13 protein-coding genes are annotated in these 13,981 nt (G+C 45.8%); 3 read left to right on the top strand and 10 right to left on the bottom strand.

Going from position 1 to position 13,981, the window contains the following annotated elements; translation table 11 throughout:
• Positions 1–135: 135 nt before the first annotated feature.
• From AC6EJC_RS00890 to AC6EJC_RS00925, 8 genes are all read right to left on the bottom strand, one after another.
• Positions 136–249, bottom strand: a complete 114-nt coding sequence (locus AC6EJC_RS00890) for a putative holin-like toxin (RefSeq protein ID WP_010347020.1) — start codon at positions 247–249, stop codon at positions 136–138.
• A gap of 162 nt (positions 250–411) precedes the next feature.
• Positions 412–1,149 (bottom strand): ABC transporter permease, encoded by a 738-nt coding sequence (locus AC6EJC_RS00895; RefSeq protein WP_444952314.1) that lies wholly within the window; start codon positions 1,147–1,149, stop codon positions 412–414.
• Between the two features lie 28 nt (positions 1,150–1,177).
• Complete coding sequence (locus AC6EJC_RS00900; protein WP_444952315.1) at positions 1,178–1,897, bottom strand: ABC transporter permease; 720 nt, start codon at positions 1,895–1,897, stop codon at positions 1,178–1,180.
• Positions 1,881–2,807 (bottom strand): ABC transporter ATP-binding protein, encoded by a 927-nt coding sequence (locus AC6EJC_RS00905; RefSeq protein ID WP_444952316.1) that lies wholly within the window; start codon positions 2,805–2,807, stop codon positions 1,881–1,883. Before AC6EJC_RS00905 ends, AC6EJC_RS00900 begins: the two co-directional genes overlap by 17 nt.
• Before the next feature lie 187 nt (positions 2,808–2,994).
• On the bottom strand, positions 2,995–4,023 hold the full coding sequence (locus tag AC6EJC_RS00910) for an NADH:flavin oxidoreductase/NADH oxidase (RefSeq protein WP_444952317.1): 1,029 nt from the start codon (positions 4,021–4,023) through the stop codon (positions 2,995–2,997).
• Positions 4,024–4,334: 311 nt separating this feature from the next.
• A complete protein-coding gene (locus AC6EJC_RS00915; protein ID WP_444952318.1) occupies positions 4,335–5,639 on the bottom strand; it encodes an ABC transporter substrate-binding protein in 1,305 nt (434 codons plus the stop codon).
• Positions 5,640–5,745: 106 nt separating this feature from the next.
• Positions 5,746–7,389: a response regulator transcription factor gene (locus AC6EJC_RS00920; protein WP_444952319.1), complete on the bottom strand. Its 1,644-nt coding sequence runs from the start codon at positions 7,387–7,389 to the stop codon at positions 5,746–5,748.
• Positions 7,382–9,241: a sensor histidine kinase gene (locus AC6EJC_RS00925; protein ID WP_444952320.1), complete on the bottom strand. Its 1,860-nt coding sequence runs from the start codon at positions 9,239–9,241 to the stop codon at positions 7,382–7,384. The genes AC6EJC_RS00920 and AC6EJC_RS00925 overlap by 8 nt, the downstream gene beginning before the upstream one ends.
• A 121-nt stretch (positions 9,242–9,362) precedes the next feature.
• Here AC6EJC_RS00925 and AC6EJC_RS00930 point away from each other — a divergent pair, with 121 nt between their 5' ends.
• Together AC6EJC_RS00930 and AC6EJC_RS00935 are read left to right on the top strand one after the other, a co-directional pair.
• A complete protein-coding gene (locus AC6EJC_RS00930; protein ID WP_444952321.1) occupies positions 9,363–10,259 on the top strand; it encodes a carbohydrate ABC transporter permease in 897 nt (298 codons plus the stop codon).
• Positions 10,259–11,089 carry a carbohydrate ABC transporter permease gene (locus AC6EJC_RS00935; protein ID WP_013312583.1) on the top strand — a complete coding sequence of 277 codons (831 nt, stop codon included), beginning with the start codon at positions 10,259–10,261 and terminating at the stop codon, positions 11,087–11,089. The genes AC6EJC_RS00930 and AC6EJC_RS00935 overlap by 1 nt, the downstream gene beginning before the upstream one ends.
• Positions 11,090–11,193: 104 nt before the next feature.
• Here the strand turns inward: AC6EJC_RS00935 and AC6EJC_RS00940 are convergent, their stop codons facing one another.
• Positions 11,194–11,490, bottom strand: a complete 297-nt coding sequence (locus AC6EJC_RS00940; protein WP_444952322.1) for a cache domain-containing protein — start codon at positions 11,488–11,490, stop codon at positions 11,194–11,196.
• 315 nt (positions 11,491–11,805) lie between these two features.
• Between AC6EJC_RS00940 and AC6EJC_RS00945 the strand changes: the two genes are divergently transcribed.
• Positions 11,806–13,008: a GTP-binding protein gene (locus AC6EJC_RS00945; protein ID WP_444952323.1), complete on the top strand. Its 1,203-nt coding sequence runs from the start codon at positions 11,806–11,808 to the stop codon at positions 13,006–13,008.
• Between the two features lie 63 nt (positions 13,009–13,071).
• Here the strand turns inward: AC6EJC_RS00945 and lepB are convergent, their stop codons facing one another.
• On the bottom strand, positions 13,072–13,692 hold the full coding sequence (gene lepB / locus AC6EJC_RS00950; RefSeq protein WP_444952324.1) for a signal peptidase I: 621 nt from the start codon (positions 13,690–13,692) through the stop codon (positions 13,072–13,074).
• Between the last annotated feature and the right edge of the window lie 289 nt (positions 13,693–13,981).

Consider the following 13,981-nt stretch of genomic DNA (forward strand, 5'->3'; position numbering starts at 1 on the left):
TGATAGAAGGATATACTAAAAAAGAGCAAGGATGCTGGTAACATCCCTACTCTTGGCAACAGCCGCTTTGAAGAGCGGTCGGCTGTTCAAAGGTGATCCACAGAAATAGACCGTTTCCCCCTTGAGCAGGGCGGTCTATTTCTTTTTGTTTTGGTTCAACGCAATAACAATTGTAACGATTAATCCAATCAACGCTACTAATAGCGTGCCGAACATCATCATTAATGTTAGAGCATCCTTAACCTCCACAGGCATCACCTCCCTTCCGGGAGACTTAGCCGACCGCCACCTAAGCCATTCTGTTGTTACTGGAATTATAGCACGTAAATCCGTCCTTTAGCGACAACATTTTACAGCTTCATTCAACCAACCTTGTGCGGACTATCATCCTTATTTTTCTGCTTGCACATTCTACTTTTTCTCTATATGAGTATAACTTCTCAACGCCAAAAAAAGCCCCAGCACAAAAATGAAGCAAATACTGATGATCCCTCCAGGAACATTCGTGGATGTTCTGCCCAGTGTTCCATGCGGAGAAAACAATACCGGTACTGTCCATGGATAAAAGGTATTCCCTGGTGTATTTACCAAAACAAAATTTAAACACATGACCGTACACATTCCTATAATGGCGGGCACAAATTTTTTCCAACGGATGGCGAAGAACGTGATGATCGGGATGAGCATAGCGTGCATAAGAATCATTTTAGCGAATATCCCAAGCTGATAAAACACGACTTCAAAAGTTAGCGGTCTGGTCGAAATAAATGTACCCAATACTGCAGTTATCACAAATGCCAACAACAGGCTAACAGCGATGTACATATAAATTATGAAAAGCTTACTGAAGTAAATCCGAGTTCGGCGAACCGGGTTTGTAAACAGTGCAATATGAGTGTTCTCCTGGTATTCTCTCGCATAGATATAGCAGGTCAAAATGTAGTAGCTCATATACCCAGTTATTAAATTAATGGAGGATACCAAATCCATAAAGTATTCATTCCACCCGTCACGATCCAAGGAAAGCTTGGGATTCACAGCGTAAGTATAAAAATTCAAAATTACAGTTACTATTAAAATAAAAACACTTAGAAAAAGAATTTTAGTTCCTTTCAGCTTCAAACACTCTGCTTTAAACAGGTCAAGCATAGTAACCCTCCCTTCAAAAACTCTCCATTTAGTCTTTCCTTTGATATGTCCATATGGATAAAAACAATCCCACAACAAAGGTAATGGATAAGCTGAACCATGCTATTGAAACATTGGTAGGTATAGTCGCATTTCTTTCATTAGGAGATAAGAGATAGGGCACAATCCAAGGGTACCATTCACTTTTGTATATAAAATTTAAAAATATAGCAGTACAAACTACGAGTACAACCACCATAAGACTTTTCCAACGTATAGCAAAAAAAGAGGCGATCGGGATTAACATCGCATGCATCACACACATTTTAGCAAATACTTGGATTTGGTATACCCAGATAGCCATCGTTAAAGGTCGATCTGTAATGGACATGCCTAATAATGCAGACAAAAACAGAACGAGAAATAAGGACACAATAATAGATCCATAAATAATGATCAATTTACTAAAATAAAATTTAACCCTGGTGACAGGCGTGGTAAACATAAACAGATGCGTGTTTTCCTGATACTCTCTTGCAAAAATATGACCGGTTAATATGTAGTAACTGATAAATCCGGCTGCAACATTGACGAAGAGAACTATGCCCTCGAAATAGTAGGCCCAACCCCGTTTATCAATTGAATATCTGTAAAAAATAGCGCTCGTCGCGAATTCCAACAGCACAACAGCCAGCAATATAATATAGCTCAACAAGAAGGCTTTAGAACCTTTAAGCTTAATGAGTTCTGCTCTAATCACGTCGCCCATCCTCTCCTGAAATGAGAGTCAGAAAGTACTCCTCTAGCGTCTGTTTTGAGGTGTGTATCTCATAGACTGAAAACTGATGATCTATTAACTGTTTATTTAACGTGGCTGTATTTTCAATCGGACTATGAATTCTTAGATGTTGTGGGGATATCACATCAGATTGTAGCTGCTTTATGTGTTCTTGCAGAAACGTTTGTACTGCTTCTGCATCGTCAACCTTTACATCGGTGTGTTGCTCAAAACCTTCCTCCAACCGACTTAGACGATCTTCCGCTAACAGTTTTCCATTATGTATAATCCCGATGTGTGTGGCTAACTGCTGAATTTCGCTTAAAATATGACTGGAAATAAGAATCGTTTTCCCTTCTTCTTCGCATAGCCGCTTCAATAGCTGACGAATTTCCTTAATTCCAGATGGATCCAATCCGTTCGTCGGCTCATCCAATATGAGCAACTCAGGGTCGTGAACAAGCGCCCTTGCAATCCCTAATCTTTGCTTCATCCCTAAAGAAAAATCTTTGAACTTCTTTTTACCGGTATGCTCTAAGCCTACCGTGGTTAGGGTTCGTTCAATTCTCCCATCATCCCGCACCCCCATGTACATACAGCAGATTCTCAGATTATCGCGAGCACTCAGGGTTTCGTATAAACCAGGTGTTTCGATAATCGTACCTATTTTCGAGAAGATAGAAGGATAGTTTTTCTCCAAACGTTCCCCAAACAAAAAAACCTCCCCACTTGTAGGCTCGATCAGCCTCATCAGCATGCGGATGGTAGTAGTCTTGCCAGCTCCATTCTCACCAAGAAAACCGTAAATGCTGCCCCGCTCCACATGTAAGGAAACATCGTCTACGGCTACCGACGTCCCAAACTGTTTGCGGAGCTTTTTCGTTTCAATAACAGAGTTCATTTCTTCCTGCCTCCTAAACACCAAATATGATTATTATACAGAATGGATCATCCACAAAATGTAAAAACAATCACATTTATTCATTCTTAATCAGTATCCCTCTAAAACAAAACAGGCACCTGTAACGAAGCGTACACTTCGTTGCAGGTGCCTGTTTATATATAAACAACGTGGGATTACTTAGGCCTCAGTAGCCACGTTGATATTGTTCAGGTACGGAAGGCTTCTCGCCGCGCAGCGTCACCGCTGCATGAGTCGCCCAATAGGGATCGCGCAGCAATCCGCGTCCCACGGCGACCAGATCGGCATCCTCGTTGCCAATAACGGACTGCGCTAAGGCTGGGTCATCCAACGAGCCGACGGCGATCACGGGGATATTCAGCGCCTCGCGGATTTGGCGTGCGAACGGCACTTGATAGCCCGGATAGTTGCCTGGCTTTCTGGCGCCAGCTGGGCCTTCTCCGCCCGAGCTAACATGGATCACGTCTACGCCCGCAGCCTGATATGCCCGGCTCAATTCAATCGTATGATCCACATCGTATCCACCATCCACGTATTCCACTGCGCTGATGCGGAAGATTAACGGCATACCCGCAGGCATTTCCTTGCGTACAGCCTGAATGACTTCAACACCAAAACGGGATAAATCCTGACCGTATACGTCATCCCGTTTGTTCGTGAGCGGCGAATGGAATTGGTGAATCAAATAACCATGTGCACCGTGAAGCTCAATCGTGTCAACGCCCGCTTGAACCGCACGCCGGGCGGCGTCTGCGAATTTTTGCACCATGCCACGTACTTCCTCCGTGGTAAGTGCGCGCGGCTGTTTATAATTCGCATCCGGGTATGCAATCGCCGAAGGAGCCACTGGCTCTGCTGCATCCTCAGCTTTACGGCCCGCATGAGCAATCTGGATGCCTACCTTGGACCCGTGCGCATGAATCCCGTCAACCAGCTTCTTATAAGCCGGAATATGCTCATCTGACCAAAGGCCCAGATCATAATCTGTAATCCGTCCATCCGGCTCCACGTCCGTCATTTCTATAATAATCAGACCCGTGCCTCCAATAGCTCGGCTCAGGTAGTGAACATGATGCCAATCATTCGGAATCCCGTCCTTGGCTGTGACCGAGTATTGGCACATCGGGGCCATGACTACCCGGTTTTTTAATTCCAAATCTTTCAGTGTATACGGTGTAAATAACGAATTCGCCAAAACGTTCATCTCCTTTTTTATCTTTACCACATAAATGAAAATACGTTCCAAATTACACGGTCTATTATAAGCATAATCGGCACAGTCCAAACGGAATAAAGAGATTCCCCAAACGGGGTATCTCTCACATTTGCAACTTGCAGTCATTATGTATGTCGTAGATATATTGCACACAATCTATTATCCACAACTCAATAACTTTTTGCAAGTAAATATTTAAATATTATTAAATATTTTTTTGTCTACACCCTCTCGGCTTCCTAACTATAATACAAAAAGGCGCCCTTACGGACGCCTCTGCGAAACCAACCCTATTGTGCCGAGCCTAATTGCACCCACGCTTTCTCGATCTCTGCAACCGCCTGATCCTTGTTCATGTTGCCGCTGATATAAGCCTGCATCAGCTCGCCAAATTTTTGGTGGAACGTATCCAGCGAGTAGTTAACAGACAGATCTCCGGACTTCGACGTTTTCAAAATGCTTTCCATTTCCTTAGGCATTTCCAGATCAGGAAGCGGCGCATCCTTAATTGGAGGAATCACCTTCGCTACCTGGGAGAACCAGTTCTTACCGTATTCCGAAGTGTACAGCCAGTTGAAAAATTCAATCGTTTCCTTGGATACTTCAGAATCCTTGTTGATACGCAGCGCCTGATCCGCACCAGTAATGATGACCGATTGATCAGCCTTGTCACTCACCGGATATCCCATGATGCCAATCTTGAGATCAGGATTAATTTTCTTAATCGCTTCCTCATCCCACGCGCCTTTACCCGTCATAAACGCAGCTTTACCGGATGCAAAATCACTCACTTCCGCATTGCTGTCCCGTTCCAGCGGCTTATCTGTGCCATGTTTCACCGTCAAATCAATGAAGCTAAAGAAATTGTTGTACAGCACCGGGTAGTCCTTGATTTTTGCTTTGCCTGCAATAAAATCATTAACGAGCTGCTTCGGCTCCACGCCTGCATCCTGCGCCGCAGCATCTACATAGTGTTGGAAGATGTGCTTCCATACCCACCACTCTTTATATGCATTAGCAAATGGAGTAATGCCCTTCGCCTCTAGCTTGGTGACCGCGTCCTGCATTTCTGCAATCGTCTTCGGAGGGGAGGTTACCCCAGCCTTGGTAAGCAAATCCTTATTGTAAATCAGCGCAAACAGGTTGCCCTTCACCGGGAATCCCAGCACTTTGCCGTCACTGGAACTCATATTCGCCCGAACGGCATCCGTCATGGCTGCTGCCAGCGGCTCATTGGTCAGATCGGCGCTATAATCAGCATATGTGTCGATGTCGCCTCCTGCCGTGGTCTGGAATACATCCGGTGTACTGCCTGAGGCTATTTTCGACTTCAGAATCGTGTTGTAGTCGGCCTGCATGATCTCCAGATTGATCTTAACGTTAGGTTTGACCTTCTTATACTCCTCGATATACGCGTTAAAAGCATCGGTATACTCCGGTGAGGCTGTGAACATATTTATTGTAACCGTTTTCAATTCTTCTTTGCCGTTAGCATTTCCTTTCGCCGCATCTGTGTCGCCACTGCTTCCGCATCCGCTCAACAAACCGACCGTCAAAAGCAAACTACCGGATAACGCCATCATCTTCTTTAACATGGATACTCCCCCATTTGTTTGTGATCAACGTCCATGCGCTCATTCTAAAAAATATAGTCCGATTTAAAAAGGCAGATTAGTGAAGCGTTAAGGGTAAAAAAGTGGTTTATTGCAGACTCACGCGATACTCAGACGGTGACACCTGATAATAATTACGAAAAGCCTTACTGAAATAGTTTTTATCCTTGTAGCCGAGCATATCGGAAATTTCCTGTATTTTCAGACTGGAATCGCCTAACAGCTCCTTCGCCTTGTCCATTCTGACCTTCTGTACATATTCGTGAATGCCGTAACCAAATTGCTGCTTGAACAGCTTCATCAGGTATTCCCGGCTCAAAAAATAGGTTTCGGCAAAAAATGAAATTTTGATATCTTCAAAATAATAACGGTCGATGTACCTTTTGATATCCGTAATGTCAAAGGGTTGGTTCCCCGCTTGAGCGTGTTGGACCCCGGCAATGTAAAGCTCCAGCATCCGGGTCAGTCTCTGACCATAGTGGGCAAAGCTCGTAAAATCAGCAGACAGATCGCCTTCAGCCACGCGTCCCAGTTCTCCCAAAGCTCTCTCTTGATTAGACGCCACAGACGCGGCCAACTCAACCGCAGCTTCTCTCAATAAAAAATGGAACTCCCTCATCATTCGATCCGCATCCTGCAAACGGAAAATAGGGCCTGCTGCCAGTTGCTTCAACAGATCATTTAGCAGTACCTTTGCCCGGTTCGCCTGACCTGTATGAGCATCCTTTTGGATCGATAACAGCCGATCCGTCCACGGCACTTCCTCTGACGTTATCATTTGCCGGGGCACCGTATGAAGGATGGATGCTCCTTCCAGCTTCAATACATCCGTGCTGTGAATGAGCGTCTTGGCATCCATATAAGCAGGCGCCAGCTCCAATACATCTGTGCAGGGCTTGCCCACCCCGGCGGCTACCACCATGCTGAACAGCCCATGCAGGTTCGCCACCGCCTTCTGTGTCACTTGTGCCAGTAGAAGGGCCATATGTTCTTCTTGCCCCGGGGCCAAGGTACAGATAGAAACGACCTCACGCTCCCGTCGCGGATGGGAGAAGCTAAAACAACTCAACCGTTCATCCGATGTCTGCGCTAACACATTGGTTACAGCAAAATCCATCAGATCGGCATCGCCATGAAAACGTGTCCTGCGAATCTCATCCCTGTTCAGCAGCCGCAGCACGATCACCCCAAAGCGATTCCCCGGCTGATCCGCTCCGATCAATGGGAGCAACGCCGTATTGGCCTGCCTTTTAAAGCTGCCGTCCAAAATGGATAAATACAGCTTCTCTTTCAGCTTCGGCAGCGACATATTCAGCGTAATGTTCTGGCTAATGAACTTGTTTTTGCTTTGCTCTCGGCTTTCCAGAATGTCCACTGCTTTGCGCAGTGCCTGATTCAGATCCTGACGATTGATAGGTTTGAGCAGATAATCCACCACCCGGGATTGAATCGCCTGCCGTGTAAATTCAAAGTCGTTGTAGCCGCTAATGACAATCGTCAGCATATGGGGATATGCCTTTTCGATAGCACGTAGAAATTCGATACCGTTCATTTCCGGCATCTTCATATCTACCATCACCACATCGATGTGATGTTGACCTAACAGTTCCATTCCCAGCCTTCCATTCGTTGCCTCATAAATATGCTCGATGCCCAGATTACCCCAGTCTCCAACAATACGAATGGCTTCGCGTAACGGTTCTTCATCGTCAATAATCAATACGTTATACATGACTGACTCCTCCCCGGGGAATTTGCATTCTCATTTCCGTTCCTGTTTCATCCGTAAGTATGAATAATCCTGCCTGTTCTCCATACAAAAGCTTCAAGCGTGTGTTCAGATTTTTCAAGCCAATATGCTCGCTCTCCCGTTCTTCCCATTTTTCGTGGAACGAATCCAGCACCAGTCTCAGCTTGTCCTCTGAAATCCCAGGTCCGTTGTCCCTGACTGCAATTGTGGCATCTGTAGCACCCGATTCGGCTGAAATGACGATCAGAATATCGCTTGATACTTTTTCCAACGCATGCTTGATGGAGTTTTCCACCAACGTCTGTACAGATAATCTCGGAATCGGCAACTCCATCAGCGTTTCCTCCCATACCACCTCGACTCGCAGCCTCGCCCCGAATCTTGCTTTTTGCAGACCTATATACCGTTCAATATGCTTGAGTTCTTCGCGGGCAGCTACGATATCCTTGCCGTTTATGGAATAACGTAAAGTTTGGGCCAAAGCATCCACCATATCCGCCATGTCGAACATCTCCCGCTTCAATGCCTGTGTGGATATGGCTTGCAAGGCATTGTACAGAAAATGGGGATTAATTTCAGCCTCCAGCGCCTTGAGTATAGCGTTCTTTTCGACCAGCTTCATGCGATAGCGCTCATTAATAAGTTCTTCGGTTCTTTGGACCATTTCGTTAAAATGCAGCGACAAATAGGCAATCTCGTCATGCCCCTTCACAGGTGCCCTTGCCCCAAAATCTCCAGTGCTAAACCGTTTCATCTGGGTAGACAGCTTATGTAAAGGCCGGGTAATGGCGTTCGAGGTCAGTGTCACTAAAATAATAGACACACCTAAAAATAAAGCCCCGATGACATAGCTCCAATTCCGTGTCGTCGTAGCCGCTTCATAAATTTGGCGGTATGGGATGGGTTTGATGAGCTGCCACCCGTCCTTTTCGCCAGCATCATAAACGACCAAATACTCCTGGTTGCCACTGCTATCTAACCACGTTACTTGCCCGCTTCCTCCCTTGCCGATCTGTGCCAGCACCCCGGAATCACGCATCCGCTCATATAGCGGAAAGCTGTTCACATAAAAGGGAACCCGTTCAGGGCTTATCAGCATCAGTTGGTCCCCTTTGCCCAGTGGAACGTTCTGCATGATTTCATCCACGGCGCTTGTATTGTAATAGAAGGACAACACCGCCTGCGGGTGACGGGATGCAATCGACCTCAGCACTCGATGGTAAGCCATAAAGCTGGCTTGTGGCGCCACATAGCCCATATCAGAGCGGGACCCTGCAAAAGATTGAAATGATTCGTTAGCAGTGCTGGCCATTGCCTCTTTATACCAGGAAAGCTTGGGAATATCCGTGTTTATTCCTTTGCGCACCGTAATGTTGTACGTCTCCCTAGTCACCACATAATATTGATGTCGGTCCGCCACGTACAGATAGATAGCCTCCAGATCATTGCGCGAATAAAACATGCTGCGCAAGTAATTTTCAATGACCATTCGTGAAGCATAGTCCCGGTTCTCATTAGCAATCGCGTTCATGATATCGTTATAACGAAGCTGTGGAAGAGCCAGCTGCTGCATCCCCTCCAAGTAATCCTCCAAATTCTGATTAACCAGCAGCAGATTATTCGTCGTGCTGGCGATGCTATGGTTAACCGACTCCTTTTCAATCATCTGATAGGAAATAATCGTGAGCGAGCCCACCACCAGAATAATCACCGAGGTAAAAAGCAGAATGAGCTTGTTCACTAATTTTTGCGTGATCCTCCTCCATATGGATCGAAGAATCGTTCCTGCACGCTCTGACATCATGATAACCGCCCCTTTTGAAAGCGTACACATTTTTACCCTCAACTGTTTTCTTAAATCCATTGGTCCGGCCCAGGGGCTATCCTATACTTTCATTATATCTTAAACGGCTTGGAGCGAAAGAGCGGAAAATGTTGAGAAAAAGAGGTGCGTTATGCTGAAAAAAAGGGGAACTTGGGGCGACAAGGGTAGTAAACTGGAATTCGGTTTATTCACACTGCCCGTAATCTTGTGCATTACGATTGCATTTTATATTCCGTTTTTGATGACGATACGCTATTCCCTGACTAAGTGGAACGGCATATCCAAACATCCGAAATTTGTAGGTCTGGATAACTTCAAGCAAATCCTGCTCGGAGACGCCAACTTTGCACATGCAGCCTGGTTTACCGTCAAATATGCCATTCTGTACATTGTACTGGTGAACGTGCTGGCCATTTTGCTGGCGCTCGTCCTCGACATGAAGCTGAAAAGCTCGGCTTGGCTGCGGGCAGCTTTCTTTATCCCTTATATCCTCAGCCTCGTGATTGTCGGCTTTATATGGAAATTTATCTTCATGCAAGGCTTTGAGTCACTGGGACACAGTACAGGCTGGGGCATCTTCCAGCTAAGCTGGCTGGGTGAGGAAGGGCTCGCGTTTGTTTCCATTTTGGCGGTATCCATCTGGCAATCCATTGGCTTTTACATGGTCATTTATATTGCAGGCTTGCAATCTGTGCCAGAGGATCTAAAAGAAGCCGCCATTGTCGATGGGGCAGGGCCAATTCGGAGATTTTTCAGTATTATTTTGCCGATGCTTGCACCTTCCATTACGATCTCGGTCTTCATGGCACTGACCAACTCGATCAAAGTGTTCGACGTCATTTTATCTCTGACTGGCGGTGGGCCGGGAGGTACGACATACAGCATTGCGTATGATATTTACCGGGACACGTTCCAGAACAATCTGTATGGCTACGGAACAGCCAAAGCATTGATTTTATTCGTTGCTGTGCTGGTCATTACGATTATTCAGTTGTCTATTTTCAAACGCAGGGAGGTTGAAGCCTGATGCAACGCAGCCGTACGGGACGTATTTTGCTGGAAGCGGGCATGATTGTATTATCACTGTTATTTTTGTACCCGCTGTTTCTCGCCATTAACAATTCGTTCAAAAGCTTCGCTGAGGTCATGACCGACGTCATTGCGCTGCCCAAGCAGCTTTCGCTGGATAACTACGTATATGTATGGAAATTCATTGACTATCCACGCTTATTTCTGAATAACACCATTATTACCGTGGTCGGCCTGGCAGGTATCGTGCTGATATCTTCCATCGCCGCCTACAAGCTGGCAAGAACCAAAAGCAAATGGAGTTCCGTGATTTACATGCTGTGTATTATGCCGATGCTGATCCCGTTTCAGTCCATCATGCTCACCGTCTTGCGACTGGCGAAAGACTTGAATTTGGCAGACAGCACTTGGGGACTTGGCTTGCTGTACTGGGGCTTCGGCGCACCGCTGGCAGTGTTTATTTATCACGGCTTCGTTAAGGGTATTCCTGCCGAGATTGACGAAAGCGCCAAGATCGACGGAGCCTCGGGCTTCCGGCTTTTCTTTTCCGTGATTTTCCCCTTGCTGAAATCGGTCACCGCCACCATTGTTATTATCGACGTGATGTGGATTTGGAACGATTTTCTACTTCCGCTACTCATGGTTAACGGCTCACCCAGCACCAAAACGCTTACGCTGGCCGCCTATACCTTCGTCGGACAGTATACGTCAGACTGGCAATACGCCATGACCGCGATGGTAATGGCTGTGCTGCCTTCCATTATCGTATTTATTTTTCTGCAAAAATACATTGTTAAGGGCGTCGTTGCCGGAGCCGTCAAAGGCTGAGTCAAGTATACGATTGCATATGACCAAAAGAGGACTTGCGTGTGGTTTACGCAAGTCCTCTTGTCTTCATTATGTCCAAGCCTGTACTTCTGTATAGTATTGCATTAAGCTTTAAACTGGCTTAGCGCTTTTAGCATCTCTTCGGTCGTCAGCTGTACATCGGCAGAGCAGATATTCAGACGGTTAATCTCTTCCATCTGGTCGGAAGCCGCAACCGATACTTTCGTGCCTACAGCGCGTTTGCCCTTCAGCATCACATTCGTCGCTACCCGTCGCTCCCCTTGAAAGAAAGTCACCGTGTCGCCTGTTGCCCCGCTATATTTGTAGTCCACCAGGCGGGTCGCCATATTCAAGTCACTTTTAGCCTTTTCGGTAGCGAAAGCCTCAATACCCTCCTGCATCCGGCTAGTAACCACATAGGAGATGTGCCTATCCCTATTGTCCGCATGTATTGGATACGTCCTCTCTAATTTGACGCCATGCCGTCCCAACCCTGTGCAATTAAATTTGAATTTGTTCCATCATGGATACTTATAGGTGTATTGGTTGCACCTTCCTTGACATTTCCTCTCATTAATGATTTACTGATTTTACTATTCGTAATTATTACGATTAAAGAACCAAAAAGGAGAGTACCGCAGCTTTCCTATCTCGCATTATAGCCACTACAGCACGTTCGACATTTCATGAAACTTTCGAAGGGATGAGTGATTACGTTGGCGAACACTATGGAATTGGAAAAGAAAATACCGGTCACGGTACTAAGTGGGTACCTCGGCTCCGGCAAAACCACACTGCTGAACCATGTACTGAACAACCGGGAAGGCTTACGGGTAGCTGTCATTGTCAATGATATGAGTGAGGTAAACATTGATGCTGATCTCGTTCGCGACGGTGGGGGATTATCTCGTGTGGATGAGAAGCTGGTGGAAATGTCCAACGGCTGCATCTGCTGCACCTTGCGCGAAGATTTGTTAAAAGAGGTAGAACGACTGGCGCTCGATAAAAAGTTTGACTATATTCTTATTGAGTCCACGGGTATAGGTGAGCCCATTCCGGTAGCCCAGACCTTCAGTTATGTAGATGAGGAAAATGGAATTGATTTGACCAAGCTGACCCGACTGGATACTATGGTCACTGTCGTGAACGCACCGGAATTTTGGAAGGACTTCTACTCGAGGGACTCTCTCAAGGATCGTGGACAGGAAGTGGCGGAGGAGGATGCACGCGGCATCGTCGATCTGCTCATAGAGCAGGTGGAGTTTTGTGACGTGCTAATCATTAACAAATGCGATCTGGTATCCCCAGAAGAGCTGGAACGACTGGAAAAAGCACTGCGCGGTATTCAACCGAACGCTAAAATCATCCGTTCCGAGTACGGTAAAGTGGACCCAAAGGAGATTTTAAACACGCATCGCTTCGATTTTGAAACAGCTAGTCAAGCGGCAGGCTGGATACAGGAAATGAACAAAGAAGAGCACGTATCGGAGACAGAAGAATATGGCATTGCTTCGTTTGTGTACAAGCGTAAAATCCCATTTCATCCCGAACGTTTCTTGAAATGGCTGGCTAAATGGCCTGCTGAGGTTGTACGTTCCAAGGGGTTGGTGTGGTTCGCCACGCAGAACCGCACTGCTTTTACATTCAGTCAGGCGGGCAGCTCCAAACAATTCGCACGCGCAGGGCTATGGGTATCCGCTTTAACTGAAGAAGAACGCCAATACTATCTCGGCGAAGATTTCGAAAAGACACCTGACTGGGACGAAAAATATGGCGACCGGGTTACCAAACTCGTATTTATTGGTATCGATATGAACCGGGAAGAAATCGAGCGCACCCTAGACGAGACATTGTTGACTCCGGAAGAGATGGAGGAGGATTGGCGCAAGCTGCCTGACCCGTTTACGAAAAAAATATAATGAGGTCATAAAATAAAAAGCGCCTATAGTGAGGAACCACCTTCCGTCTTAGGCGCTCTTATATTATTTATGCTTAACCCATTTTGCACTGTCCAACGGCCAAAAAATTACATCCGCACGTCCAACAATATCTTTCATTGAAACAAAGCCAATGGCACGACTGTCCCTACTGTTATTGCGATGATCACCCATGACAAAAAGGTAACCCTCGGGAACCTTGGAATCCTTTACAATTCCGTTTGGAAAGTCCACATTATTATATAGCTCTCCCTTAGCGTGTGCCTCTTGAATCGCTCCTTGGATGTATGGTTCCTCTACTTTCTTACCGTTTACGTACAGGTTATCACCTTGGTATTGGATCTTGTCTCCCGGAACACCAATGACACGCTTAATAAAGTCTTTTTGTTCCTTTCTCACATGGAATACAACGACCTCACTCGGCTTGGGATCACGAAAATCGTAAATCATCTTGTTCACGACCACTCGTTCATCTGTCTTGAAATTCGGTTCCATGGATGCTCCCTCAACAATAAATGGCGCAAATAGTAGCCAACGTATAATGAACACGAGCACAATGGCTACAATAATTGCCTTAAGCCAATCTATCATCTCACTTTTCACTCGCGGCTGCTTTTCTAGCAATTCTTCGGAAGTTGGATTCGTCAAATTATTCCCATTCTCCATGCGTCAAACCCGCCTTTTCTCACAGTTTTCATTCCTATTATATGTATAATGTTTAAGTATAATCAAATTTTCCCAGTCATGCAAAATTGTTTTTTAGTTGAAACAAAAGTGTGAACTTTTTTTCACAATGTCAAAAAAACAACAAAAAACTGTTGATGCAAACGTTAACATATATTACACTGGGCATATACTTCTTAGAGCGTTTTGGACATATGTTAGATCAATCTGTCACCCCAGGAGGTGTCCTGTTTCTACTGGAAAGACAGCATGAGCCGCTTTTTTTATATGC

Source organism: Paenibacillus sp. TY11, from assembly GCF_059772165.1.

Excerpts from the sequence above, each read along its gene's own strand:
- AC6EJC_RS00920 (WP_444952319.1), bottom strand. The coding sequence starts at position 7,389 with ATGTATAACGTATTGATTATTGACGATGAAGAACCGTTACGCGAAGCC.
- AC6EJC_RS00930 (WP_444952321.1), top strand. The coding sequence starts at position 9,363 with ATGCTGAAAAAAAGGGGAACTTGGGGCGACAAGGGTAGTAAACTGGAA.
- AC6EJC_RS00935 (WP_013312583.1), top strand. The coding sequence starts at position 10,259 with ATGCAACGCAGCCGTACGGGACGTATTTTGCTGGAAGCGGGCATGATT.
- AC6EJC_RS00940 (WP_444952322.1), bottom strand. The coding sequence starts at position 11,490 with ATGCAGGAGGGTATTGAGGCTTTCGCTACCGAAAAGGCTAAAAGTGAC.
- lepB (WP_444952324.1), bottom strand. The coding sequence starts at position 13,692 with ATGGAGAATGGGAATAATTTGACGAATCCAACTTCCGAAGAATTGCTA.
- AC6EJC_RS00905 (WP_444952316.1), bottom strand. The coding sequence starts at position 2,807 with ATGAACTCTGTTATTGAAACGAAAAAGCTCCGCAAACAGTTTGGGACG.
- AC6EJC_RS00895 (WP_444952314.1), bottom strand. The coding sequence starts at position 1,149 with ATGCTTGACCTGTTTAAAGCAGAGTGTTTGAAGCTGAAAGGAACTAAA.
- AC6EJC_RS00915 (WP_444952318.1), bottom strand. The coding sequence starts at position 5,639 with ATGTTAAAGAAGATGATGGCGTTATCCGGTAGTTTGCTTTTGACGGTC.
- AC6EJC_RS00925 (WP_444952320.1), bottom strand. The coding sequence starts at position 9,241 with ATGTGTACGCTTTCAAAAGGGGCGGTTATCATGATGTCAGAGCGTGCA.
- AC6EJC_RS00900 (WP_444952315.1), bottom strand. The coding sequence starts at position 1,897 with ATGGGCGACGTGATTAGAGCAGAACTCATTAAGCTTAAAGGTTCTAAA.